Here is a 24,136-nt window from a genome sequence, read left to right as displayed (position 1 = left end):
CAACTTGCTGCCGTACCGGCCCTCCGCCGCTGGAAGCCCGTGTCCGCGCGCGTCCGTCGTGACTGCGCTGCCCACCACCTCCGGCGTTCACGCCCGGCTGTGCTCAGAGACCTCCTGCGCCCGCCGCCTTCCCGCGATGCTGCCCAGCCAGCCGAGCAGGAAGGCGGCGGGCATCGACACGAGGACGACCGTCTGGAGCGGGAACCAATCGAGGTGCCAGTCCGGGAAGAGCGCCAGGGGGTTGCCCGAGAAGACGGGGCCGGACATCTGCAGTCCGACGGCGCAGCCCAGGCCTCCGTATAACGTCCAGAGCAGCCCGGTTCGGGTGTAGCCGCTCCAGAAGAGTGAGTACACCAGTGCCGGAAGCAGGCACGAGGCCGCAACCGCCAGGGAGAGAGCCGTCAGGAACAGGACGTTCCAGCCCTGGACCCAGACCGCCAGTGCGATGCTCAGTACTCCGACTCCGGCGGATGCCAAGCGTGCGGCGGCCACTTCCCGGCCCTCGGTCGTGCGCCCGCGGCGCAGTACATGCGTGTACAGGTCGTGGGCGATCGCCCCCGCGGCCGCCAGGGTGATGCTCCCTACGACGGCCAGCGTGGTGAGGAACACCGCGGAGGCAACCAGGACGACGAGCAGCGCCCCGTTCGTGTGGGTGGACGAACCACCCGCCAGCTCGCCCGTGAGCATCAGCAGGCCGCTGTTGCCTCCCGGATCCGCGGCCATGATGGCCGGTGCGCCGATCAACGCTGCGGCCGCGAAGCCCATGAGGGCAGTGGTGAGGCAGAAGGCGCCGACGATGGTGATGGTGTGGCGCACCGTGCGGCGCGCGGTTGCGGCGTCGGGAGCTGTGCCGAGTTGCATGGCCACGTGTGGCAGGCACGCCACTCCCAGCACGATGGTGATCATCAGCCCGACGAAGTCGAGCGTGCCCTCGGGCTTGGTGCTGCCGGCGAACCGGAGGCCGGGACGCATGTACTCGGCGGGACGGCCACTGCCCTGTCCGGCGGCGTCGATCAGCGAGTCGGTGCTCCACTGAAAACGATGCAGCAGCACGGCTGTTACAGCCAGGGCCGCACCGAGCAGCACCACCGTTTTGATCACCTGAATGACGATCGTGCCGCGCATGCCGCCGAACACCGTGGCGCAGACGACCAGTGCGCCGATCATGATGATGGCCGTCTGTTCGACGCCCGGACCGGACAGGCCCAGTAGTGCCGCGGTGGTCACTCCCGCACCGGAGAGCTGCACGACCAGATAGGGGACGCACGCGCTCAAGGTGACGACGGCGGTCGCGATCCTCGCCCCCGGCCCCGGGGACCGCAGGGCGAATGTGTCGCCCAGGGTGTAGCCGGCGCGCTCGCGCAGGGGGAGGGCAAGCAGGAGGAGCACGCCGAGCGAGAGCAGGGTGCACAGGGCGATGAACAAGGCGTCGTAACCGAAAACCGCGACACTTCCCGTGGTGCCGAGCACCGTGGCCGCCGACAGGTAGACGCCGGAGAGCACGAGAGCCCCCCGCAGAGGCTCCCAACACCTGGCATGGGTGAGTGTGCTGATGCCCATTCGGCCGCCCGCCCGCCCGCAGCCCTCGGCCGCGGTGGAGCCCCCGCGTGGTCGGACGGTCCCCAGGCAGTCGTCAGCCAGTGGTCATGTGCATGGGTCAAGCATTCGGCAGGTGAGGGTGGTCGTCGGCGGTGCCGAGCGCGGCGGCCGGTCCGAACAGGCGGTGGGCGTCGAGCGCAAGGGTGAGTTGCACCAGATCGCGGGGACGGGTCAGCTCGAGGCCGGTGATCTGCTCGAAGCGGCGCAGACGATTGAGCACGGTGTTGCGATGGCAGAGCATGTGCCGGGCTGCCAGGGCAGCGGAGCCACCGTTCTCGATCCACACGCCGATGGTCTCGAACAGTGTGTTCCGGTCGGCGGGTTCCAGGTCGTACATGGGCCGGAGTACTCCGTGGGCCAGTTCGGCGGACAGGTCGGGCCGCGAGATCAGGAGCCCGTCCGGCAGACGGGAGTCGAGCCGGGCGACCTCACCGTCGGACCGGCAGGTGCGAAGGGCGAGTCCGGCCATGTCGCGGGCCCTGGCCAGGCTCGCCAGACCCTGGACGACCGGGCTGATCCCGATACGGAGCCCGGGACCGGCCTCCAGGCCGGAGGCGAGCGCGTCCAGTGGGCGGTCACCCAAGTGGGCCACGAGGACATCGCGGTGACCACACTCATGCCGCAGGATCCGGATGCCGCGAATCTCCGGAGCGGTCCGAGGCGCGCGGCCGTACGGCGGTGTCGGCCCCACCACCGCCACCGCGAAACGTCCGTCGAGCGGCAGGTCGAGGATTGCCGCCGCGTTCCGGATGAACTCGGGTTCGCCGTGGGTCTCCAGCAGGGCGGCGAGGATCAGACGGACACGTTCGGCGTTCCGGCTGGCCACGCCTTGGGCGGCCTGCCGGTAGGCGTCGGCGACCAGGAAGGCGTCGCGGTCGTTGCTCTTCCACACCAGTTCGGCGACGTGTACCAGTCGGCGCGAATCGCCCAGTCCGTCCCGCTCCACCACGTTGATGATCCCGCTCCAGACCTCGGAGCCTGCGACACGGAAGGCGTGCAGCACTTCGTCGAGGGGGCGGCCCTGTTCCGCGCGCCGCATGCCCAGCTCTCTCGTGTACCGCTCGACGTCCACGATTCTGCTCGGATCGACACCGGCTTCCAGCGCGTGGCGGATGCCGGATCCCACGGTCTTCCGTACGTCGCGCGGCGCGAGCAACGGGTCGGCGTAGTAGGGCACTTCGGCGCGGATCTTCTCCACGACGGTGTCCGTGAATTCCGTGCCGTACCCGAGGAGGCGCCGGCATGCGCGGTCGAAGAGCTGGAGAGGGGAGGGATCCGCGGCGCCGTCGGGCAGCGCAGTGCTGATGGCTACGTCATGGCCGACAGGGCGAAGGCCGCTGGGGACGGAAGTGTTGTGCATGGACCCTCCAGGTGGACGGTGCGTTGGGGCACACCATGCGAGTCGCCATGTCGTGAGCTGTGCGGAGCACAGTGAGGAACCTCCACCGGGTCGGTCGCCGGCCAGGGAAATCGTTGGCATCCTCCCGGGGACCACCATGCTAAGCAGTTGCTTATGCAGGGGTGGGGTCTTGGCCGAACAGTGATGTTTCCGGTCAGTAGGTATGGGGGCTCGGGTATGCGCATCCTCCTCGGCGTCCTCACACGATCACGCCGTGCCGCGCGCCACCGGCGACTGCCACTCATATCGTGAGGGCGTGATCGCTCGTGAGGCCCGCATGCGCGGGGAAGGCCGGGAAACGACAGGCGGCGGAGGGCGGCCCGGCTACCTCGCGGCGGCCGTGGTGTTCGCCATCGGCATGGCCGGGACGACTCTGCCCACCCCGCTCTACGGGCTCTACCAGGAGAAGATCGGCTTCTCGGAGCTGATGGTGACGGTCGTCTTCGCCGTGTACGCGGTCGCGGTCATCACCGCCCTGCTGGTGGCGGGGAACTACTCCGACGCGGTGGGCCGCAGACCCGTCCTGCTGGCGGCGATGGCCTTCTCCGCCGGAAGCGCCTGCTGCTTCCTCCTGGAGAGCGGCCTGCCGCTGCTCTTCGCGGGACGGCTGCTGTCGGGCTTCGCCGCCGGACTGCTGAGCGGCGCGGCGACGGCGGCCGTCATCGAACTGGCAGGACCCGGCAGGAGGGCGCGTGCCGGATTTGCCGCCACCGCCGCCAATATGGGCGGCCTGGGCTGCGGACCGCTGCTGTCCGGGCTGCTCGCGCAGTTCGCGCCCTGGCCGCTGATGCTGACGTTCTGGGTCCATCTGGCGCTCGTGGCGGTGGCATCCGTGATCACCTGGCTGCTGCCCGAGACCGTCGAGGACACGGAGCGATGGCCGCCGCTGAGGCCACAGGGCCTTTCGGTGCCGCCCGAGGTGAAGGGCGTGTTCGTTCCCGCGTCGGTGGCGGCGTTCGCCGGCTTCGCCCTGCTGGGCCTGTTCACCGCAGTGGCACCGAGCTTCGTCGCGACCACCCTGGACGTCCACAACCTGGCCGTCTCCGGAGCCCTCGTCTTCTCCGTCTTCCTCGCTTCGACGCTCGGGCAGTCCCTGACCCAGAAGGTCGGTGCGCGCTGTGCGCTCCCCGTCGGCTGCGGCGTTCTGGTCGTGGGGCTCATGCTGGTGGCCTCGTCGCTCATCGCCGAGTCGCTGCCTCTGCTCGTCCTGGGTGCCCTGTTCGGCGGAGCGGGGCAGGGCCTGGCCTTCCGCGCCGCGCTCAGCCTGGTCAGCGGTGCCGCGCCGGAGCGGCACCGGGGCGGCACCATCTCGGCGTTCTTCGTCGTCGCCTACACCGGAATCTCCCTTCCGGTGGTCGGTGTCGGCGCCATGGCCGTGTGGCTCGGGCTGCGTCAAGCGGGGTTGATCTTCACCGTCTGCGTGATGGTGGTCGCCGCCTGCGCGGGTACGTACGCGGCCCTCCGCCCGCCGGACGGACGCTGACGCTGCGCGGTTCCCGGCGGCTCCCGGCCCCGGGTGCCGACCTGCGGGCGGGCACCGCTCGGGGCCCCCGTAGGGTGACGGCGTGACGAGCGACATGGGCATGAGCGGCGGGCACCTGCTGTACGGGTGCATGGGACTGGGCGGGACCTGGGACTCGGCCCCCTACGGCGCGGCGGACATCGCCGCGGCCGAGGCGGCGGTCGCCGCGGCCCTGGAGATCGGTGTCACGACGTTCGACCACGCCGACATCTACCGCCACGGCAAGGCCGAGGCCGTCTTCGGGGAGATCCTCGCCCGCACGCCGGGGCTGCGCGAACGCATCGTCCTGCAGACCAAGTGCGGCATCCGCCTCCCCGACGGCGAGCGCCCCGGCCTCTACGACCTGCGCGGGCGCACCATCGAACGCCGGGTGGAGGAGAGCCTGACCCGGCTGCGCACCGACGTCATCGACGTCCTGCTCCTGCACCGGCCGGACCCGCTGGCCGACCCCGACGACATCGCCGGGGCACTGACCTCCCTGCACCGGCAGGGCCTGGTGCGGCGCTTCGGCGTCTCGAACATGGCGGGCGAGCAGATAGCGCCGCTGCTGGCCCGACTCGACGTGCCTCTGGTGGCCAACCAGCTGGAGATGAGCCTCCAGCGCCGCGACTGGCTCGAAGCCGGCGTCCTGGTGAACACTCCCGCGGCCGCGTCCAACGGCTTCCCGCTGGGCACCCTCGAGTACTGTCGCGCGAACGGCATCGAACTCCAGGCGTGGGGCGCACTGGCCCAGGGCCGTTTCACCGGCCGCCAGGAGACACCGCAGGAGCGGGCCACCGCCGAGCTGGTCGCCTTGCTGGCCGAGAAGAAGGGCACCACCCCCGAGTCGGTCCTGCTGTGGTGGCTGCGACGCCACCCCGCCCGCATCGCCCCGGTCATCGGCAGCGCCCAGCCCGATCGCATCCGCGCCTGCGGCGACGCGGCCCAGCGGGAGCCGGACCTCACCCACGAGGAGTGGTACGACCTCTGGCTGATGGCACGCGGTGCGCCACTGCCCTGAGCGCCGTCACCGCTGCCCACGCGCTCACGCCCTGCCGTGCAGCTTCTGCGAGTGGCGTGACAGCGAGTCGAGGACCACGGCGGCGAGCAGCACACCTGCGGTGATCACGGACTGCATGGGCGTGGGGATGCCCAGCAGCACCATGCCCGACGCGATCGACTGGATGACGAGCACGCCGAGCAGCACGGACCAGGTCGTACCGCGCCCGCCGAACAGGCTCACGCCGCCGATGACGGCCGCGGCGACGGCGTTGATCAGCAGCATGGTGGAGCCGGAGGTCTGGCCCACCGCGGCGACGCGTGAGGCCAGGAAGAGCCCGCCGACCGCGGCCAGGGTCCCGGACACCATGAACGCCGAGATCCGCAGCCACACCACGTTGATGCCGGCGCGGCGCGCCGCTTCGGCGCCCCCGCCGATGGAGAAGATCTTCCGCCCGTAGAACGTGCGGCGCAGGACGAAGCCGAGGCCGACGACGAAGGCCAGGAAGATCAGCAGAGCGAGCGGCAGGCCCTCGAACCGGTTCAGGACGTAGGCGGCGGCGAACGCGACCAGCGCCACCGCGCCCGTGCGCAGGGCGATCACGCTGCGCGGCCGGGTCCGCACGCCGGCGGCCCTGCGTCGGCGTGCGTCCCGGTAGGACGCGAGGAAGAACACGGCCACGCCGAACGCAGCCACGCCGTACGCGACGGCAGGGTCGTGGAAGTAGTAGCTGGTCAGCGCGTGGACCAGGCCCTGCTCCTGGAGATTGATCGTGCCGCTCGCGCCGAGGACGTAGAGCATGAGGCCGTTCCAGGCCAGGAGCCCCGCGAGGGTGACCACGAACGCCGGTACGCCCACCCTGGCCGAGAAGAACCCCTGGACGGCTCCGATCACCGCCCCCACGACCATGGCGGCCACGATCGCGAGCCACTCCGGCAGGCCGTGGTTCACGTTGAGCACGGCGAACACCGCGGCCGTGAGCCCGCTGACCGAGCCGACGGACAGATCCATCTCGCCGAGCAGCAGCACGAAGACGATGCCGAGGGCGATCATGCCCGTGCCGACGATGTCCACGCTGAGGTTGGAGATGTTGCGCGGTGAGAGGAACTGCTGGTCGAGGCTCTGGAAGACGGCCCCGATGACGACGAGGCCGATGATGCCGGGAAGCGGTCCGAGTTCGCCGCTGCGCAGCTTGCGGGCGAACCCTTCGGCGTAGCTCCTGAAACCGCCCTCGCCCGCCGTCCGGCGCAGGTCGTCGGCCGTGGGCGCGGTGCGGTCGGAGTCGTCGCCCGCCCGGGGACCGAGGTTCTCGGATGTTCCTGTCCTGTTCACATCGTTCCCTCCCACGACGGGACCTTGCGAGAGGTGACGGCCTTGTGGGTGGCGCCGGCGATGGAGGAGACGATCTGCTCCTGGGACGTGGTCGGCACGCTGAAGAAGCCGTTGTTCTGACCGAGATACAGCACCGCGACCTGGTCCGCGACGGCCTTGACGTCACCCAGGTTGTGGCTGACGAGGAGGATGCCGAGCCCGCGCTCCCTCAGCCCCTCGATCAGGTCGAGGAAGTGGACGGTCTGGCGGACGCCGAGCGCGGCGGTGGGCTCGTCGAGGATGAGCAATCTGGGTTCGGAGAGCAGCGCGCGTGCGATCGCGACTGTCTGGCGCTGGCCCGCGGACAGCGAGGCGACGGGGACGCGGACGCTGGGGATGTGGATCGAGAGGGTGTCCAGCAGCTCCAGTTCCCGGGTCCGGCGCTCCATGGAGACCTCGTCGAGGATTCCGGTGCTGCCGATCTCACGGCCGAGGAAGAGGTTGCCGACGACATCGAGTGTTTCGCACAGTGCGAGGTCCTGGTAGACGCAGGCGATGCCCAGGGCCTGGGCATCACGGGGGCGTGAGATCCGGACGGGACGGCCGTTCCACTCGATGACGCCCGCGTCGGCGGGGCCGACCCCGGTGATCACCTTGACGAGGGTGGACTTGCCCGCTCCGTTGTCGCCCACCAGGGCGACGACTTCCCCGGCGTGGACCTCCAGCTCGACGTCCGTGAGTGCCCAGACGGCGCCGAACCGTTTGCAGATCCCGCGCATCGCCAGCAGGGGCGTGCTCGACACGTGAACCATCTCCTTCGCCCGTCCCGTCGTCACGGCCGGTGAGCCGCACGCTGCGCCGGGGCGCGGCGCCGGACGGCTACCCGGTGAGTCCCGCTTTCCGGCAGGCCGCTTCGACCGCCGGGGTGCAGATCTGGTTGATCGTGTAGAGGCCGCTCTTGACGACCGTGTCCTTGATCGTGTCGACGGTCACGGGGACGAGGGGGCCCAGGACGGCCGGTATCTCCTTGCTGGTGTCGTTGCTGACGCGGTCCGTGGCGACGGTGTCGAGGTCCTCGCCACGGCCCAGGGCGACGGCCATCTCGGCGGCGGCATCGGCCTCTGCCTCGAAGGACTTGTACACGGTGACGTACTGCTCGCCCTTGACGACCCGCCGCACGGCCGAAAGGTCGGCGTCCTGACCGGTAATGGGCGGCAGCGGCCTGACCCCGGCGGCCTTGAGCGCCGTGACGACGCCACCCGCGAGTCCGTCGTTGGCCGACAGGACGCCATCGATCCTGTCCGCACCCAGCTCGGCGATGGCGGCGGACATGTTCCGGTACGCGTTCTCCGGTATCCACCCGGCGGTGTAGTACGACCTGGCGATCTTCACCTTGCCCTCGAGGACGGACAGCGCGCCCTTCATCAGGTCGCGCGTGTTCGGGTCGGTGGGGTCACCGTTCATCATCACGATCTGTTTGTCCTGCGCTCCGGGGCCCAGCGCCTTCAGGAGTTCCTCGGCCTGGATCCTGCCGATCTCCTCCGAGTCGTAGCTGGAGTAGGCGGCGATGGGCCCCTCGGCGAGGCGGTCGTACGAGACCACCGGGACGTCCGCGTCGCGGGCCCGCGCGATCGAGGAGCGGAGCGCCTTGTCGTCGACGGGGTCGAGGATGAGGACCTCGGCACCGTTCGCGATCATGGATTCGATCTGCTGCTGCTGGGTGGCCACGTCGGCCGAGGCGTAGGCGTGGATCACCCTGCAGTCCGGGCACAGCTCCTTGATCCTCTTCTCGATCAGGGGTTTGTCGGCGGTCGCCCAGCGAGCGGTGTGCGTGTCCGGGAGCAGCAGCCCGATCGTGAAGCCCCCCTTGCCGGAGGCCTTCCCGCCTGCGTCGTCGCCCGCCTCGCCGCCCGTCCCGCAGGCGGTGAGACCGGCGAGTGCGGAGACTGCTGTCACGGCGACGACCGCACGACCCGGACAGTCCGTGATCCGACGGATCCTCGTGCCACGTCTCCGGCGGTTGCGTGCCGTCTGGAGTCGAACCGACATAAACCCCAATGTATGGGAAAACGTTCAGCGGCGACGGTGGTGGGCGCACGACCGTGCCGAGCCCCGGCCGACCGATGAGTTTTCCGCCCGGGACCGGTCGACAGGGGTACACACCCACATGCGAGGAGGTACCGATGGCCACGGACGGATTCACCACGTGCCTGTGGTTCGACGGACAGGCCGAGGAGGCCGCGAACCACTACGTCTCGATCTTCAAGAACTCCCGGATCGGCCGGATCGGCCGCTACAACGAGGCCGGGCCGGGCCCCGCGGGTTCGGTCCTGGCCGTCGAGTTCGAGGCCAGCGGCCAGAAGTTCGTCGCCCTCAACGGCGGGCCGCAGTTCACCTTCAACGAGGCGATCTCGTTCCAGATCTACTGCGACGACCAGGACGAACTCGACTACTACTGGGACAAGCTCACCGAGGGCGGCCAGGAGGTCCAGTGCGGCTGGCTGAAGGACAAGTACGGGGTGTCCTGGCAGGTCATCCCCGCCGGCCTCACCGACATGATCAGTGACCCGGACCCCGAGAAGGCGAAGCGGACCACCGAGGCGATGTTCTCGATGGTCAAGCTCGACATCGCCGCACTGAAGAAGGCGTACGAGGGGGCGTAGGGGCACGCTGCCGGCACAGGCACCCCCGCTGATCCCGGATCCCGGCGAGCCGGTCGGCCCCGCACAGCGTGCTGGGCCGCCGCCTTCCCCCGCGTCGTCGCGCTGGAGAGGGCGGTGATCAGGCCGGAGGGACGACCGCCACGGGGCACGGCGCATGGTGCAGTGCGGCGTGGGCGACGGACCCGATGCGCGTGCCGACGGGGGAGCGTCCCGAGCGGCGGCCGACGACGAGCAACCGTGCGCCGGAGGTCACCGACAGCAGCACCTGCCCCGCGCTGCCGATCTCGACGTGCTCGGTCACGGGCACGTCCGGGAACCGCTCACGCCAGGGCGCCAGTGCCTGCTCCAGCGCCTTCTTCTCGTACGGTTCCAGCCCTCCCGCCTCGTCGGCGAGCCGCATCGACCCCGGACTGTAGGCATAGAGGGCCGGCAGGCTCCAGGCCCGCACCGCCCGTACGGCCGCGCCGTGCGCGGCCGCGGTCTCGAAGGCGAAGCCCAGCACCGCGGCACTGTCCTCCGGCGAACCGTGCTGGCCCACGACGATCTCCCCGACGTCCTGCGGCTGCGTCTCCTCCTGCGCCTGCGCGTCCCCGGCGGGAGCCCGGACGGAGACGACGGGGCACGTGGCGGAGGCGATCACCTGCTGACCGTACGAGCCGAGCAGAAAACCGAGGAGCGCGCCGTGCCCGCGCGAGCCGAGCACCAGCAACTCGGACCGCTCGGCCTCGCCCAGCAGCGCGGCGACCGCCGTGTCCTGCACCACCTCGGTGGTGACCGGCAGGTCCGGGTACTGCCCTGCCACGTCCGTCGCGGCCTCGCGCACCAGGCTCTCGGCCGACCGGGCCTGCGCGTCCCTGTCCTGGACGATCGGTACGTCCAGCGGCTGCCACAGCCAGGCGTGCACGATACGGAGCGGAAGTGCGCGGAGCGCGGCCTCGCGGGCCGCCCAGTGCAGCGCGGCCAGGCTCTCCGGTGATCCGTCCACTCCGGTGGTGATGGGTCGGGCCATGGGGGATGTGCCTCCGTCCGGTTCGAGGGGCGCGACCGGGCAGGCCCGCCCCTGTGCGTGTCAGCATCGCTGAGCCGGCGCTGCGTGCGGAGGGCCGGTCGGCCCCGACCTCGGGGCCGACCGGCCGGGGCCCCGGCCGTGCGACCGGTTACGGGTTCCCCGGCCCCGCTCTCCCTACACCTGCCGTGCACTCGTTGCGAGGGGGCCCGCCGCGCCCGCGCCATCCGACGCATCCATGGTTTCCGGCGCGTCCCGGAGTTCTCGCTTGAGGATCTTGCCGGTGGCGTTGGTGGGCAGGACGTCGAAGAACTCCACGAGGCGGGCGACCACCGCGCCGGCCTTGAGGATGCCGTAGTACACGATCGGGAACCAGGGGAGGTTCGGGCAGGACAGCGCGACCTTGTCGCCGGGCTCGATGCCGCGCGAGCGCAGCAGGTTGGCCACGCGGCGGGCGGCGGCGTCCAGTTCCGCGTAGGTCAGCTGCTGGTCGCCCAGGACGACCGCGGTGCGGCCGGGCACGGCGCGGGCGCTGGTCTCGAGCATGACGGCGAGATTGAGCATGGGAACTCCGTAGGTGTGGTGGCGGGATCAGCCGCGCAGGGCGGAGGCGAAGAGGGCGGGCAGTTTCCGCAGGCTCGGCGCGGCCGTGAAGCGGGTGACGCGTTGCACGGTGGTCAGTGCGGTGCGGTTGGTGACGAAGTACGGCGGGCGCGGGGACAGCGACGGGTCGCCCGTGACCAGCCCGCGCGGGGCGGGCGTGAAGGGGGCGCGCAGCACGGTCTTCTCGATGTCCTCGAGCATGAACGCGTTGTGCACGAAGCCGATGCCGCTGCCGATGTCCTGGCGGGTGTGGCCGGGGTGGGCGCCCCAGGGGGTGTAGCCGAGCAGGAAGCCGATCGCGGACCAGCAGTTGATGCCCAGGGTGCCGTAGCGCAGATGGGTGGTCGCCGTGTCCATCACGGCCCGGTCGGTCCTCTCCGTCCTGGGGTGGACGATCAGCGTGGCGCCGAGGGTGCCGGGGAGCGTGTCGTTGGCGAAGTCCACGGCGTGGAGCAGGAATTCGACCGGTGTCGTCCCGGAAAGCCGTACCACACCAAGGGCGCTGCCGAAGACCTCGTCGGTGATGAGTGCGTCGTCGTGGTCGGTGATGTCGGGGACGAGGAGCCGGCAGCCGTCGCCGTGGACCTCCGCCTGCGGGTGTGCCGCGAGAACGGCGGCGAGGCGCTGCTCGGAGCCGGGGTAGTAGTCGGTGCGCGGCGGCAGTGCGCGCAGCACCCGCCGGATCTCGTCCAGGAGCCGCTCGGTGCCGTCCCAGTCGCGGGGCGCGACCAGGACCTGGCTGGCGATGCAGTTGTGGCCGGAGTTGTTCATCTTGCTGGTGACGATGTGCTCGGCCTGGAAGCGGAAGTCCGCGTCGCTCCACGGCCCCGGCACCACGATGCAGGGGCTGACGCCGCCCAGTTCACTGCTGAAGGGCTTGCCGACAAGGGGCCGGTCGTCGCGGCGGCGCTGCTCGGCGTCCTCGTCGGTGCCCCAGACGATGGCGTCGTGGGTGCGGTCGCTGCCGGTCACGTGGATGGCGTCGATGCCCTCGTGGCGGGCGAGATGACTGCCTTCGGCCGCGCCGCCGTCGACGAAGCGGACCCAGCCGCGGTCGACGAACTCGGCGAAGACGTGCTCGAAGTGCGGGCGCAGATAGGCGTTGACCGGATTCATCTTGGCGACGTCGACCTGGCCCTCGGCGTAGAGCTTGTGCAGGATGTCGAGCGCGGTGATGGCGGCGACGTTCCCGGCACCGAGCACCAGGGCCACGGCGGGGCCTCCCGCCCGGCCCCGGTATTCGCCCGCGGCGCGGTCGCGGACCTGGTGGGCGGTGGTGCCGGGGCGCATCCACACCTGGGCCGTGAAGCCGTTGAGCAGCAGCGTGTCCCAGCCAGTGGCGGGAAAGACGTCGACCCGGGTACGGCCGCCCTGCTCGTGCACGGCCCCGGCACCGAGCGGTTGCTTGCCCGTGGCGATGCGCCGCAGTACGTGCAGGAGGGCAGAGGCGTTCTGCGCCAGGGCCCAGGGCCCGCCGGCCCAGTCCTCGGCGGCCCACGGGGAGTTGGGGGCGTACCCCTTCGCGCGGGCGCCGGCCGCGGCCAGGTCGGCGGCTCCGGCGGCCACGCGCGGCAGCAGCCGCTCCAGCAGGGCGATGCGTTCGGTGAGCGGGGTGGCGGACCAGGACACGGCGCCGGTGCGCAGGTCGGCGACGGCCCGGTCGAGGACGGACGTGTCGAGGGCGCTGGAATTCACGTCACTCCTTGCGGAAGGTGGTGGGAAGGCGGGCGGGGCCGTGCTCCGTGCGCTGTGCGAGGAGCGGCGTACCCCGACCAGGGGGACACGACGGTGTCGCGTCGTCAGGCCGAGAGCAGGCGCGCGTCGCGGTCCGGGTCGATCAGCGTGACGGCGGCGACGCCGCCCAGCAGGAGCAGGGCACCGGTGATCACGACCGCGTACTGGTAGCCCCCCGCTCCATGGGTGTCCACGAGGCGCCCGATCAGCGTCGGGGCGATCAGACCGGCGGTGGTCACCACGGCGTTCATGATTCCCAGGGCGCCGCCGCGGCGATCGGCCGGGGCCACCTCCGCGACGGTGGTCACGGCGACGGTGCCCATCGCTCCGGCGAGCGCGACTCCGGCGACCAGGAGCACGACGGTCACGGCACCGGCCGGGGCCGACGGAAGGGCCAGGCATGCCGCGGCGCCGATGAGCAGGAGGATTCCGCCGACCCTGCCGCGGGCCCACCGGCTCGCCGTCCCGCGGCGCAGCAGCCATCCGGTCAGGCCCGCCTGTCCGAGCACCACGACGCCGCTCAGACCCCAGACCAGCATCAGCAGCTGGGCGGACTGGGCCGAGGAGTAGCCCAGCCCGTCTGAAGGTAGGAGGGCAGCCAGACCAGGGCGAAGGCGATCACCCAATAGGTGCCGAAGTAGGCGATCGTGGCACCGATCCAGGTCCGGGTCGTGAGGATCCGGCGGTACGGCATCCTGCCGGCTGCCGGGCCGGTTGCGGTTTCGGCGCCCTCGGCTGCGAGGGCGGCCGAGTCGGCCCCGTACCGTCCCTCTCCTCCGAGGGGGATCCACAGCAGCGCCCACACCACACCGGCGACCGCCACCACGGCGACGGCCGAGCGCCAGCCGTGATGGTGGATCACGCAGGTCAGGACGGGAGCGGCGACCAGGACTCCCAGGGTGACCCCGAGCACGATCAGCGCCCCGGGCAGGTTGCGCCGGTGGTTGGGGAACCAGGACAGGGTGGTCTGCTGGGCGACGGGGAAGGCGGGCCCCTCGGCGGCGCCGAGGAGAACACGCGAGGCGATGAGCACCGCGAGCCCTCCGCCCAGGGCCAGCGGGGCCTGGGCGACGGACCACAGCACGGCCATCGTCAGCAGCAGCCACTTGGGCCGTATGCGGTCGGCGAGCAGCCCCACCGCGGCGCCGCAGATCGAGAACAGCAGGAAGAAGGCGCTGCTGGCGAGTCCGAAGGCGGAGGCGGACAGGCCGAGGTCCTTGCGGATCGGGTCGGCCGCCAGGCCGAGCACGGACTTGTCGGCGAAGTTGATCATCATGAAGACCACGAGCAGAGCGGTGACGACCCAGGCGCGGAGTCGTGGGTCGCTCACGGTCTTCGCAGGATCGGCGGGCACGGCTGGTACGACGTCGGTGTCGGTCACAAGGGCTCCGCGGGAGGCGAATGGTGAAGGGGAGAGGGAGAAAGGGAGGGGCGCGGAGCCGGGCCCGTGCCCGGATCCGCCGGCGAACGGTGCGGCCCCTGCTCAGGACAGCGGAACACCCGCGATCGCGATGCGCTCCATGACGCGGGGCTGCGGGTAGTAGTCGTTGATCGCGTAGTGCTGGGTGGCGATGTTGTCCCAGATCGCGACGGAGCCCGGCTGCCAGCGGAAGCGCACCTGGTACTCGGGGATGCGGGCCTGGAGGACGAGCTAGTGGAGCAGGTCCCGGCTCTCGGCGTCCGAGAGCCCGACGATCCGGACGGTGAAGGGCTCGTTGACGTAGAGCAGCTTGCGGCCGGTGCGCGGGTGGCGGACGACCACCGGGTGCTCGACGGGCGGCAGGTTGTGCCGGTGCACGGCGATCTGCTCGTCCGTCATCGTCGCTCCCCAGCTGTGCACCCAGTCGTGCACGGCGGTGAGCCCGTCGATGCGATCCCGCATCTCGGGGGACAGGTTGTCGTACGCGGCGGCCATGTCCGCCCACATGGTGTCGCCGCCCGCGGGCGGGATCTCGACGGCGCGCAGGACCGAGCCGAGGGCGGGCGCGGCCATGAAGGAGTGGTCGCTGTGCCAGATGTTCTTGTTGCCGATGGCCTTGGCGTCCTTGGCGAGCCGGGAGACACCGACGGTCTCGGTCTTCGGGAAGAAGGGGTTCGGCTCCGGCTCGCCCCATACGCCGGAGAGCGCGAGCTGGGACTGCGCATCGAAGGCGTCCTGGTCGCGGAAGAAGATCACCTTCCACTCCAGCAGGGCCTGCCTGAGCTCCTCGGCGAGGTCCTCGCCGATCGGGAGCGAGAGGTCGACGCCGTCGATCTCGGCGCCGATGTGCGGGGTGAGCGGGCGGATGCTCAGCCGGCGGTACTCGGCCGGAGCCAGACCCGGCGCGGTGCGCTCCAGCGTGCGCTTCCCGAAGTGCATCAGGGGCTTGTCGAGGACGGAGGCAGAGGTGGTGACGACGCTGTCCATGGTTCTCCAGAACGACGACCGGATTTCGTTCCTGGAAGTATCGTTATTAGGGCAGGGCGCGGCAAGGGTCTGCGGAGGCCGATGTTCGAGCCGGTCCGCGGGGGTGAGTGGGGCGTGGCGCCGGGTGAGGGGAGTGGCTCAGGAAGTCGAGCCGACAGCGCGGGCGACGAGGTCCACCAGGGTGTCCACGAGCCGGGCGTCGGGCAGCTCCTGCTCGCCGATCAGCCGGAAGAGCAGCGGAGCGGCCACCAGGGTGGCCGCGGCCCGGACGTCGGTGTCGGGGCGCACATCACCGCGGGCGATGCCGCGCTCGAGGATGTTCCTGGTCTCGCTGGTGATCCGCTCGGTGTACTGCGCGTACTGGCCCCGCACGGCGTCTGCCTCCGCCGCCGCCCCGATCATGCCCGCGATCAGACGGTCCGACCCTGGTAGGCGGTAGGCCTCCAGGCGCGCCATGAGCACGACACGGAGCTCGGCACGGAAGTCGCCCAGATCGGGCACCGACAGGGGGCCGATACGGGTCTCGGCGGCGGCGATGATCAGGTCCTGCTTGGTGGGCCAGCGCCGGTAGATGGCGGGCTTGCTCACCCCGGCCAGTGCGGCGACGGCGTCCATCGTGACCGCCTGCATGCCCTGCTCGGTGACCAGCTCGACGACCGCGTTCAGGACCGCCCCGGTGACCCGCTCCTCGCGCGGCCGCCCCGGCCCCCGCTCCGTCCCACGCGCCTGTGTACCCGCCATGCCCCGAGCCTACGAGCCCGGCCGGAGCGCGTCGGCCGGGGGGTGGGCCGTGCCTGTACGGCCCACCCCCGCCGTGGCCGGGCAAAAGCCGGGCCGGGCGGTCGCGGAGGCGACGCGCCCGGCCCCGGAGTCGAACGGCTGGGTCAGCCCTCGACGACGCCCGACTTGGCGATCGTGATCTTCGCCTTGGTGGCGCCGCTGCGCGAGCCCAGGGACTCGATCTGCTTCACGATGTCCATGCCCTCGACGACCTCGCCGAAGACGACGTGCTTGTTGTCCAGCCAGTCCGTGACGATGGTCGTGATGAAGAACTGCGAGCCGTTGGTGTTCGGGCCCGCGTTGGCCATGGACAGCTGACCCGGCTTGGTGTGCTTGAGCTGGAAGTTCTCGTCGGCGAACTTCTCGCCGTAGATGCTCTTGCCGCCGGTGCCGTCGCCGCGGGTGAAGTCACCGCCCTGGAGCATGAAGTCCGGGATCACCCGGTGGAAGCCCGAGCCCTCGTAGCCGTAGCCGTGCTCGCCTGTGGCGAGCTCGCGGAAGTTCTTGGCGGTCTTGGGGACCACGTCGTCGAACAGCGTGAAGACGATCCGGCCGGCCGGCTCGTCGTTGATCGTGATGTCGAAGTAGACGTCGTTACTCATGGCTTCATCCTGACACCTGTGGCCATGGGAATTCACATCAGACCCGCCCACAGGCGGCACTGGTGGCCGTGTGATATGGCAGCAGGCCGGCGACCCGTCCTGAGCGTGTCGTGAGCCCGCCGTGAGCCCGTCGGGGCCCGCCGTGGTGCCGACGAATAATCCGGTGCCCGAGCCCCGACCGCATGCATACACTCGCTTCGCACGCCGCCACCACACCACCGTGCGTGTTTCGACGAATGAGGGGAGCCCGACCGTGCGTTGCCGCACTGCCGTCGTCCTTCCCCGGTCACGTTACGACGTGATCCTGATGTCTTCGTGTGCCCGGTGACGGCTGCGCGGCCGCCACTGGACTTCCGTGACGAACACCTGGCCCCTGTCCGACCGGTGAGCCGCCGACCGGGTGCCGCCGCCGGTGCACCCCGATGCCGTCGCGCCCGTCAGGGGGATCTCCCCGCCTGAGCCGAGGCCGACTTCGGGCCGTGTCCAGGCCGCCTTCGTCCGGGAATCGCGCTGCCCCTGTCTCCAGCATCCCGAAAGGCCCTGGGCCGTGCGTACCAACCGGAAACGCCATCCCGTCAGTCCGCTGAACGGCGTTCGCAACGTGGGCATCCTCGCCCACGTCGATGCCGGCAAGACCACCGTCACCGAGCGGATCCTGTACCTCACCGGCGCCACGCACAAGCGGGGCGAGGTCCATGACGGGACGACCGTCACCGACTTCGACCCGCAGGAGCGCGACCGCGGTATCACCATCTTCGCCGCGGCGGTGAGCTGCGACTGGGACGGTCACCGGATCAATCTCATCGACACACCGGGCCATGTCGACTTCTCCGACGAGGTGGAGCGCTCGCTGCGCGTGCTCGACGGCGCTATCGCGGTGTTCGACGCCGTCGCCGGCGTCGAGCCGCAGAGCGAGTCGGTGTGGCGACAGGCCGACCGGCACCACGTGCCCCGGATCGCCTTCGTCAACAAGCTGGACCGCGCCGGCGCCGAACTCGACACGGCGGTCGCGTCGATCCGGGAGCGGCTGTCCACGGTCCCGCTGGTGGTCCAGTTGCCGATCGGGCGGGAGAACGAGTTCACCGGCGTGGTGGATCTGCTGCGCATGCGCGCGCTGATCTGGGGCGCCGGGCGTGACACGTTCGAAGAGGTACCCGTGCCCGACGGCCTGCGGGAAGAGGCGCAGCGCCGCCGCCGGCTGCTCGAGGAGACGGTGGCGGAACTCCACGCGGTCGCGCTGGAGGAGTTCTGTACGGAGGGGACGCTCTCCGCACCGACCCTGGCCACGGCACTGCGCGAGCTGACCCGCAGCGGTGAGGGCGTCGTGGTGCTGTGCGGATCGGCCTACCGCAACTGCGGGATCGAACCGCTGCTGGAGGCCGTTGCCGCCTACCTCCCGTCGCCTTCGGACGTGCCGGCGGTGCGCGGCACCATGGGCGGCACGGTGCAGGAACGGGCCGCCGATCCCGCGGCGCCGCTCGCCGCGCTGGCGTTCAAGGTGAACGCGACCGCGACCGGCCGCCTGACCTATCTGCGCGTGTATTCCGGAACGATCGAGAAGGGAGACGTCGTGCTCGACGTGGGCGTGCGCCGCACCGAGCGGATCGGCAGGATCCTGCGCGTACAGGCCGACCGGCACACGGAGGTGGACCGGGCGGTGGCCGGGGACATCGTCGCGCTGGTCGGGCTGAAGACCGCCCGTGCGGGCTCCACCCTGTGTGCTCCCGACGCGCCCTTGGTCCTCGAACCGCCGACCGTGGCCGAACCGGTCGTCTCGGTGGCGGTCGAGGCCCGCAGGAGCCTCGACACGGACCGGCTGGCGTCGGCGCTCGCACGGCTGGTCGAGGAGGACCCCTCACTCGTGGTCAGGACCGACCCCGAGACCGGCCAGACGGTGCTGTCCGGGATGGGTGAGCTGCATCTGGAGGTCGCGGTGGAGAAGATCCGCCGTGCCCAGCAGCTCGACATCGGCGTCGGCCGGCCGGCCGCAGGTGGCCTACCGGGAAACGGTCACCGGCGGGGTGTCCGGGCTGGTGTACCGGCACGTCAAGCAGGACGGAGGCGCCGGTCAGTTCGCGCATGTCGTGCTCGACGTCGAGGCCCTGGCACCTGCGGCCGACACGGTCGGGGACGATGCAGGCCGCAGCGCGGAGGGCTTCGCGTTCAGGTCGGCCGTCACCGGAGGCCGGGTGCCGCAGGAGTACATCCGTGCGGTCGAGGCCGGTTGCCGGGACGCCCTGGCCGAGGGCCCCCTCGGCGGTCACCCGGTGACCGGACTGCGGGTCACACTGACGGACGGGGCCACCCATCCCAAGGACTCCTCGGAGATGGCGTTCCGGACGGCGGGACGGTTCGCGCTGCGGGAGGCCCTGCGCGCCGCCGCGATGGTGCTCCTGGAGCCGGTGGTCGAGGTCACGGCCACCGTGCCCGCCGACGCCGTCGGCGGAGTGCTCGGTGACCTGGCAGCACGGCGCGGCAGGGTCACGGGCCAGGCCGTGCGGGCCGGCACAGCGGTGATCACCGCGAGCGTGCCGCTGGCCGAACTGTTCGGCTACGCGTCCCGGCTGCGCGGCCGGACCCAGGGCCGGGGGACGTTCACCACCCGGGCCACGGGGTACGCACCCGTACCGGCAGCCGTCGCCGACGGGGTGCTGTCACGGTGAGCCGGTCCCGATGAGGGGGCCTGACGGCCTCTGAGCCCTGACGGGCCCGTGAACGGGCGCCTGATGGCAGCGGATGGCCCCGCCCGTACCTGGGCGGGGCCATCCGCGACAGCCTGCACGGGCAGGCCTCACTCCATGGGGATCCCCTGCGTCGGCACGGCCATCGGCGCCGAGGCGGAGCGCTGGTGGGGAATCGGCAGCTCCCCCTGCTGCACGGCAATGTTCCGCGTCGGAGCGGGAATGCTGATGCCCTCGTCACGGTAGCGCCGGTGCAGCCGCTTGATGAACTCGTGCTTGATCCGGTACTGGTCGCTGAACTCGCCGACCCCCAGGATCACCGTGAAACCGATCCTGGAGTCGCCGAACGTGTGGAAACGGATGGCCGGTTCATGGTCGGGTACGGCACCGTCGACGTCCGCCATCACGCTCTTGACCACCTCTGCGGTGACGCGCTCGACGTGGTCCAGGTCGCTGTCGTAACCGACTCCCGCCTGGACGCTGAGCGTCATGTGCTGCTCCGGCCGGTGGTAGTTGGTCATGTTGGTGCCGGACAGCTTGGTGTTCGGGATGATCACCAGGTTCTCGGAGAGCGTGCGCACCACGGTGTTGCGCCAGTTGATGTCGACGACATAGCCCTCCTCGCCGCTGCTCAGCCTGATGTAGTGACCGGGCTGCACGGTCCTGGAGGCGAGGATGTGCACACCCGCGAACAGGTTGGCCAGCGTGTCCTGCAGGGCGAGGGCCACCGCCAGACCGCCCACGCCCAGCGCGGTGAGCAGGGGCGCGATGGAGACGCCCAGCGTCTCCAGCACGACGAGGAAGCCGATGGCCGACACCACGACCCGCGTGATGTTCACGAATATGGTGGCCGACCCGGCGACACCGGACTTGGACTGCGCAAGGGCCTGCACCAGACCGGCGACGATCCTCGCGGCCGTGAAGGTCGCCGCCATGATGAGCACGGCGGTGAGCGTCATGGTGACGTTGCGTCCGACCCCCGGGTCGAGCGGCAGCACCGACGCCGCGACCGCCGCGCCGCCGACGATCGCGGCCCAGGGGACCAGCGCCCGCAGGGCGTCGACGATGATGTCGTCACCGTTCCACCGGGTTCTGCCGGCCCGTTCGCCGAGCCATTTCAGGATCACGCGCAGCACCAGGGCGGCGGCCAGCCCCGCCGCCACCGCGATCCCGGCGACGACCACGTCGTGCACGGTGAGCTCCCGGTTCACCGGTCCCCTCCCGTCGCACGGGGAAGAGTACGGGCGGCGCCGGTGGCCGCTGTGTGCCTGATGTGATGTGTCGTCACTTGCTACCTGTGCATTCTGGGAGTGCGGTTGTGCGGGCACGTCGGGGGACGTACGGAGTCGACCCGACGCGACGTGTCATCCTGCCGCACGCCTCGGACAGCGCTGCAGGTGGGCCCATGTCAGCCATGTCCCCGTCCCCGTAGGGTCCATGACCGGGTGGCTGCTCCCGTCTAGAACTGCTTCGCCCCCGCGACGACGGCCTCCCGGATGCGGTTGTAGGTGCCGCAGCGGCAGATGTTGCGGATCTCGTCGAGGTCGGCCTCGCCGATCTCCCGCCCTGCCTCGCGCGCCTGCCGGACCTTGGCGACGGCGGCCATGATCTGACCGGGCTGGCAGTAGCCGCACTGGGCGACGTCGTACTCCAGCCAGGCCTCCTGCATCGGGTGCAGCTCCTTGCCGACCGTGTCGGGCAGGCCCTCGATGGTGGTGACCTGGTCGCCCGGTCCGACGTCCTCGACCGGAACAGTGCACGGGGTGAACGCCTTGCCGTTGATGTGGCTCGTGCACGCCCGGCAGACGCCGACCCCGCAGCCGTACTTCGGACCGGTGACGCCCAGGACGTCCCGCAGCACCCACAGCAGCCGGACGTCGCCCTCGATGTCCACGGTCACCGGCTTGCCGTTGAGGATGAAGGTGTGGTGTGGCACAGGTGACTCCTAGAAGGCGCGGTCGAGGCCGTCGGTGGGGGAGGCGGGGATCGGCGGGGTGGTGGGCAGCGGCTCGAAGGACAGGGGTTCCCCGTGGTTGATCGGGAAGGTCGTCGGCATGGTGCCGGTGGCCCGGCCGTAGGCGCAGGCCACGGCTGCCATCGCGCCGGCGACGGCCAGTTCCCCCGCGCCGCCCGGCTTGCCGGTGGTCGGCGGCATCACCACGATCTCGAGCTCCGGCGGGGTGTTCCACTGCCGGGTGTAGAAGTAGTTGTCCCAGCTGCTTTCGAGGAAGTGCCCGTCCCTCAGGTGGAGACCCGACGTCAGGGTGATGGCGATGCCGTCGATGATGCCGCCCATCATCTGCGCCTCCAGGCCGCGGGGGTTGACGGCGAGACCGGCGTCGACCGCACAGACGACCTTGGTGACGCGCGGTCCCGTGTAAGCGTTCGGGACCTTCCGTCCGGTCGTCCCCGGCCGGCAGTCGATCTCCGCGAGCACGGCCACGAAGGCGTGGTACTCGGGGTGGACCGCGATGCCCTGCGCCATGCCGGGGGGCATGGCGCGTCCCCACCTGCCCACCTCGGCGACCTTGTCGAGCACGGCCCGGGCCCGCTCCTCCTTGAGGTGCTGACGGCGGAACGCGCAGGCGTCCTTGCCCATCCGCTTCGCCAGCTCGTCGACGACGAGCTCCTGCGCACAGCGGACGTTGGGCGAGTAGATGTTGCGCATGGAACCGGTGTTGAAGCCCTTGTCGGTCTCGCTCAGCAACTGGGTGGTCGCACCGAAGTGGTACGGGCTCTGCTGGGTGAGCTGGAAGACCGTCTCGGAGAAGGTCAGATCGCCGACGGGCAGCTGGGCCGCCTCCGAGGTGATGATCTCACCCAGCCCGTGCCCGAAGTCGGTGGCGACGGAGGTGTGCCGCTGTTCGTACGTGAGGACCTCGCCCAGCGTGTACGTGGCCCGGACGCGGGACGTGGCCATCGGGTGCGTACGGCCCTGGCGGAAGTCGTCGGTCCGGTGCCACATCAGCTTCACCGGCTTGCGCACGGCCCGTGAGATCTCGGCGGCCTCGGCGGCCGCGTCATGGAAGAGCTTCCGCCCGAACGAGCCGCCGCCCTGGGTGACATGGACCTTCACGGCGGAGGGCGGCAGGCCGAGCTGGAGGGCGATCTGTTCCTGGGCGACGATCGGCGACTTCAGGCTGGCCCAGATCTCGGCCGAGCCGTCGCGTACGTCGGCGACGGCGCAGTTGGTCTCCAGGGCGCTGTTGCTGGCGAAGTGGAAGGTGAAGCGCGCGTCGACGGCCTTGGTGAGCAGCGGCAACGGGGGTACGACGAGGGGTAGTTCGGCGCGTCGCAGCTCCTGGAGGACGGTGGCGTCGGAGGCGCCCTCGGCCGTCCCCGGCCCCCAGACGACCTTCAGGGCGCGGACCGCGTCGATGCACTGGCCGAAGGTGCGTCCCCGGACGGCCACGCCGCTGGAGACCGGTACCGCATCGGTGATGCCGGGCATCGCCCGTACCTCGTCCAGGTTTTCCACCGAGCGGACTGTGCCGTTGATCGTCGGAGGCCGGCAGACCATCGTCGGCAGCGCGTCCGGCACCTGCACGTCCATCGCGAACGTCTTGCTGCCGGTCACCGCGTCCAGCGCGTCGATCCGGCGCCGCCCGGTCCCGATGACCGTGAACTCGGAGGCCTCCTTGAGCGTGACGGAGACCTGGCTGGTGGCCACGGCGGCGGCCTTCTCGGCGAGTTCGCCGTAGGTGAGGCTGCGCCCGGTCGCCGAGGTGATGACCCCGGCCTTCGCGGTGAGGGTGCCGATCGCCTCGCCCAGTTCCAGTGCTGCGGCCTCCAGCAGCCGGCCGCGGGCGACGGCCGCCGCCACCCGGATCGGGGTGAAGGTCGAAATGGTGGTGTTGGAGCCACCGGTGAGCTGGTTGAACAGCAGCTCGGGCCGCGCGTCCGCCAGCGTGACCCGAACCTTGTCGAGCGGCAGGTCGAGCTCCTCGGCGATCAGCATCGCGCTGGAGGTGGTGATGCCCTGCCCGACCTCGGCCCGGGGCAGCGCCAGGGACGCCGTGCCGTCCGGGTCGATCCGGATGCTGATCAGGTTCGCGGTGGGCAGGGCGGCATGGGTCAGCATGTCGTTGAGGTCGTAGATCTCGGACGGCCCGGGCACCGACGGGACCACCGCGGCGGCCTTGGCCGGGGCGAGGACGGCCTCGCCGAGTTGCGCGGCCACCGTCAGCGTCGAGCCGGCCAGGACGTACCCCAGGAACTGCCGTCGGCCGATCCCATCCGGAACGATCCCGCCCGGACCGGCACCGTTCGGACCGGCACCGGACTCCGGGTCCCGTGACCTGCTGTGAACTCCCATCAGCTGTCCTCTCGACGACGATGGAGGCGAACGTCCTCCGGCCCGGAGCGGAGTGGACCATACCGACGGGTAGGAACACCAGGGTCTCGACAACTGCTGCACGGGCTGCGCACGAATCGTTCGGGCGGGCGTCCGGGACAGCGCGTCGGGACGGTCACCTCTTCCCATCATGTTGATAAGTGTTGGATGCTGTTGATCGTGCCTCGTCGGTCGATGGAAGTTCGACTGCACCTGTTAGCCCCAGAACAGCCCGACCTCAACTGGGACAACACCGAGGTACGGAACGAATTCGAGACCACCCGCCACGCACCCGATACGGCCGGGCCGACACCTCGTACGGGTTCGACCGGCCGCGTGCGTTCCGGTTGAACTGCCGCGGCACACGGCGGTACTGCTCGCCGGAGCGCCGCTCGACCGCGGCCGCGTCGCGGCGGACGCGGCAGTCTGGCTGCGCATCCGGTAGGCCCGGAGTCGAGAGACGGGACAGGGCGTGCGCGGAGTCGGGTTTCGGGCGGGTGGCCCGACTCCGCGCGGG

18 protein-coding genes and 2 pseudogenes are annotated in these 24,136 nt (G+C 70.8%); 4 read left to right on the top strand and 16 right to left on the bottom strand.

The window, feature by feature from the left end; translation table 11 throughout:
* Positions 1-87: 87 nt before the first annotated feature.
* Together ACFV9O_RS32735 and ACFV9O_RS32730 are read right to left on the bottom strand one after the other, a co-directional pair.
* Positions 88-1,503 (bottom strand): cation acetate symporter, encoded by a 1,416-nt coding sequence (locus ACFV9O_RS32735; RefSeq protein WP_385424348.1) that lies wholly within the window; start codon positions 1,501-1,503, stop codon positions 88-90.
* A gap of 154 nt (positions 1,504-1,657) precedes the next feature.
* A complete protein-coding gene (locus ACFV9O_RS32730; RefSeq protein WP_385424345.1) occupies positions 1,658-2,959 on the bottom strand; it encodes a PucR family transcriptional regulator in 1,302 nt (433 codons plus the stop codon).
* Positions 2,960-3,275: 316 nt separating this feature from the next.
* Here ACFV9O_RS32730 and ACFV9O_RS32725 point away from each other — a divergent pair, with 316 nt between their 5' ends.
* Both ACFV9O_RS32725 and ACFV9O_RS32720 read left to right on the top strand, forming a co-directional pair.
* Positions 3,276-4,481: an MFS transporter gene (locus tag ACFV9O_RS32725; RefSeq protein WP_385424371.1), complete on the top strand. Its 1,206-nt coding sequence runs from the start codon at positions 3,276-3,278 to the stop codon at positions 4,479-4,481.
* A gap of 100 nt (positions 4,482-4,581) precedes the next feature.
* A complete protein-coding gene (locus ACFV9O_RS32720; protein ID WP_385424368.1) occupies positions 4,582-5,520 on the top strand; it encodes an aldo/keto reductase family oxidoreductase in 939 nt (312 codons plus the stop codon).
* Between the two features lie 24 nt (positions 5,521-5,544).
* Here the strand turns inward: ACFV9O_RS32720 and ACFV9O_RS32715 are convergent, their stop codons facing one another.
* The 3 genes from ACFV9O_RS32715 to ACFV9O_RS32705 form a co-directional block, all read right to left on the bottom strand.
* Positions 5,545-6,831 (bottom strand): sugar ABC transporter permease, encoded by a 1,287-nt coding sequence (locus ACFV9O_RS32715; protein ID WP_385424343.1) that lies wholly within the window; start codon positions 6,829-6,831, stop codon positions 5,545-5,547.
* Positions 6,828-7,622: an ATP-binding cassette domain-containing protein gene (locus ACFV9O_RS32710; protein ID WP_385424340.1), complete on the bottom strand. Its 795-nt coding sequence runs from the start codon at positions 7,620-7,622 to the stop codon at positions 6,828-6,830. The genes ACFV9O_RS32715 and ACFV9O_RS32710 overlap by 4 nt, the downstream gene beginning before the upstream one ends.
* 67 nt (positions 7,623-7,689) lie before the next feature.
* Entirely contained in the window at positions 7,690-8,766 is a 1,077-nt protein-coding gene (locus ACFV9O_RS32705; protein WP_385424338.1) for a sugar ABC transporter substrate-binding protein, read from the bottom strand.
* 227 nt (positions 8,767-8,993) lie between these two features.
* Between ACFV9O_RS32705 and ACFV9O_RS32700 the strand changes: the two genes are divergently transcribed.
* Complete coding sequence (locus ACFV9O_RS32700) at positions 8,994-9,473, top strand: VOC family protein (protein ID WP_385424335.1); 480 nt, start codon at positions 8,994-8,996, stop codon at positions 9,471-9,473.
* Between the two features lie 118 nt (positions 9,474-9,591).
* On the opposite strand, the gene ACFV9O_RS32695 is transcribed toward ACFV9O_RS32700, so the two are convergent.
* The 8 genes and pseudogenes from ACFV9O_RS32695 to ACFV9O_RS32660 all read right to left on the bottom strand — a co-directional run bounded on the left by ACFV9O_RS32695 (position 9,592) and on the right by ACFV9O_RS32660 (position 16,605).
* Complete coding sequence (locus ACFV9O_RS32695; protein WP_385424332.1) at positions 9,592-10,482, bottom strand: universal stress protein; 891 nt, start codon at positions 10,480-10,482, stop codon at positions 9,592-9,594.
* 174 nt (positions 10,483-10,656) lie between these two features.
* A complete protein-coding gene (locus ACFV9O_RS32690) occupies positions 10,657-11,043 on the bottom strand; it encodes an AMP-binding protein (RefSeq protein ID WP_385424329.1) in 387 nt (128 codons plus the stop codon).
* 27 nt (positions 11,044-11,070) lie between these two features.
* The gene (locus ACFV9O_RS32685) at positions 11,071-12,777 is read right to left on the bottom strand and encodes an aldehyde dehydrogenase family protein (RefSeq protein ID WP_385424326.1); all 1,707 of its coding nucleotides are present in this window, start codon (positions 12,775-12,777) and stop codon (positions 11,071-11,073) included.
* 104 nt (positions 12,778-12,881) lie between these two features.
* Entirely contained in the window at positions 12,882-13,355 is a 474-nt protein-coding gene (locus ACFV9O_RS32680; RefSeq protein WP_385424323.1) for an MFS transporter, read from the bottom strand.
* Positions 13,355-14,197 (bottom strand): MFS transporter, encoded by an 843-nt coding sequence (locus ACFV9O_RS32675; RefSeq protein WP_385424320.1) that lies wholly within the window; start codon positions 14,195-14,197, stop codon positions 13,355-13,357. Before ACFV9O_RS32675 ends, ACFV9O_RS32680 begins: the two co-directional genes overlap by 1 nt.
* Before the next feature lie 102 nt (positions 14,198-14,299).
* Positions 14,300-15,223 (bottom strand): annotated as a pseudogene (locus tag ACFV9O_RS32670) (TauD/TfdA dioxygenase family protein).
* A 138-nt stretch (positions 15,224-15,361) separates the two neighbouring features.
* A complete protein-coding gene (locus ACFV9O_RS32665; protein ID WP_385424318.1) occupies positions 15,362-15,964 on the bottom strand; it encodes a TetR/AcrR family transcriptional regulator in 603 nt (200 codons plus the stop codon).
* Between the two features lie 143 nt (positions 15,965-16,107).
* The gene (locus ACFV9O_RS32660) at positions 16,108-16,605 is read right to left on the bottom strand and encodes a peptidylprolyl isomerase (protein WP_385424316.1); all 498 of its coding nucleotides are present in this window, start codon (positions 16,603-16,605) and stop codon (positions 16,108-16,110) included.
* Between the two features lie 547 nt (positions 16,606-17,152).
* Here ACFV9O_RS32660 and fusA point away from each other — a divergent pair.
* Positions 17,153-19,268: pseudogene (gene fusA / locus ACFV9O_RS32655) on the top strand (elongation factor G).
* Between the two features lie 128 nt (positions 19,269-19,396).
* On the opposite strand, the gene ACFV9O_RS32650 reads toward fusA, so the two are convergent.
* The 3 genes from ACFV9O_RS32650 to ACFV9O_RS32640 all read right to left on the bottom strand — a co-directional run bounded on the left by ACFV9O_RS32650 (position 19,397) and on the right by ACFV9O_RS32640 (position 23,601).
* Positions 19,397-20,497: a mechanosensitive ion channel family protein gene (locus tag ACFV9O_RS32650; RefSeq protein WP_385424313.1), complete on the bottom strand. Its 1,101-nt coding sequence runs from the start codon at positions 20,495-20,497 to the stop codon at positions 19,397-19,399.
* Between the two features lie 248 nt (positions 20,498-20,745).
* Positions 20,746-21,222, bottom strand: coding sequence for a (2Fe-2S)-binding protein (locus ACFV9O_RS32645; protein WP_385424310.1), 477 nt, complete (start codon positions 21,220-21,222; stop codon positions 20,746-20,748).
* 9 nt (positions 21,223-21,231) lie between these two features.
* Positions 21,232-23,601, bottom strand: a complete 2,370-nt coding sequence (locus ACFV9O_RS32640; RefSeq protein ID WP_385424307.1) for a molybdopterin cofactor-binding domain-containing protein — start codon at positions 23,599-23,601, stop codon at positions 21,232-21,234.
* Positions 23,602-24,136: the final 535 nt, after the last annotated feature.

It is taken from the genome of Streptomyces sp. NPDC059909 (assembly GCF_042730885.1).
In the GTDB taxonomy this organism is placed as follows: domain Bacteria; phylum Actinomycetota; class Actinomycetes; order Streptomycetales; family Streptomycetaceae; genus Streptomyces.
This window is presented reverse-complemented; position numbering and strand designations above follow the sequence as displayed.

Bases quoted from the DNA above. Each gene is read 5' to 3' on its own strand.
- ACFV9O_RS32700 (WP_385424335.1), top strand. From the start codon at position 8,994: ATGGCCACGGACGGATTCACCACGTGCCTGTGGTTCGACGGACAGGCC.
- ACFV9O_RS32680 (WP_385424323.1), bottom strand. From the start codon at position 13,355: ATGCTGGTCTGGGGTCTGAGCGGCGTCGTGGTGCTCGGACAGGCGGGC.
- ACFV9O_RS32725 (WP_385424371.1), top strand. From the start codon at position 3,276: ATGCGCGGGGAAGGCCGGGAAACGACAGGCGGCGGAGGGCGGCCCGGC.
- ACFV9O_RS32720 (WP_385424368.1), top strand. From the start codon at position 4,582: ATGAGCGGCGGGCACCTGCTGTACGGGTGCATGGGACTGGGCGGGACC.
- ACFV9O_RS32730 (WP_385424345.1), bottom strand. From the start codon at position 2,959: ATGCACAACACTTCCGTCCCCAGCGGCCTTCGCCCTGTCGGCCATGAC.
- ACFV9O_RS32710 (WP_385424340.1), bottom strand. From the start codon at position 7,622: ATGGTTCACGTGTCGAGCACGCCCCTGCTGGCGATGCGCGGGATCTGC.
- ACFV9O_RS32640 (WP_385424307.1), bottom strand. From the start codon at position 23,601: ATGGGAGTTCACAGCAGGTCACGGGACCCGGAGTCCGGTGCCGGTCCG.
- ACFV9O_RS32695 (WP_385424332.1), bottom strand. From the start codon at position 10,482: ATGGCCCGACCCATCACCACCGGAGTGGACGGATCACCGGAGAGCCTG.
- ACFV9O_RS32660 (WP_385424316.1), bottom strand. From the start codon at position 16,605: ATGAGTAACGACGTCTACTTCGACATCACGATCAACGACGAGCCGGCC.
- ACFV9O_RS32690 (WP_385424329.1), bottom strand. From the start codon at position 11,043: ATGCTCAATCTCGCCGTCATGCTCGAGACCAGCGCCCGCGCCGTGCCC.
- ACFV9O_RS32665 (WP_385424318.1), bottom strand. From the start codon at position 15,964: ATGGCGGGTACACAGGCGCGTGGGACGGAGCGGGGGCCGGGGCGGCCG.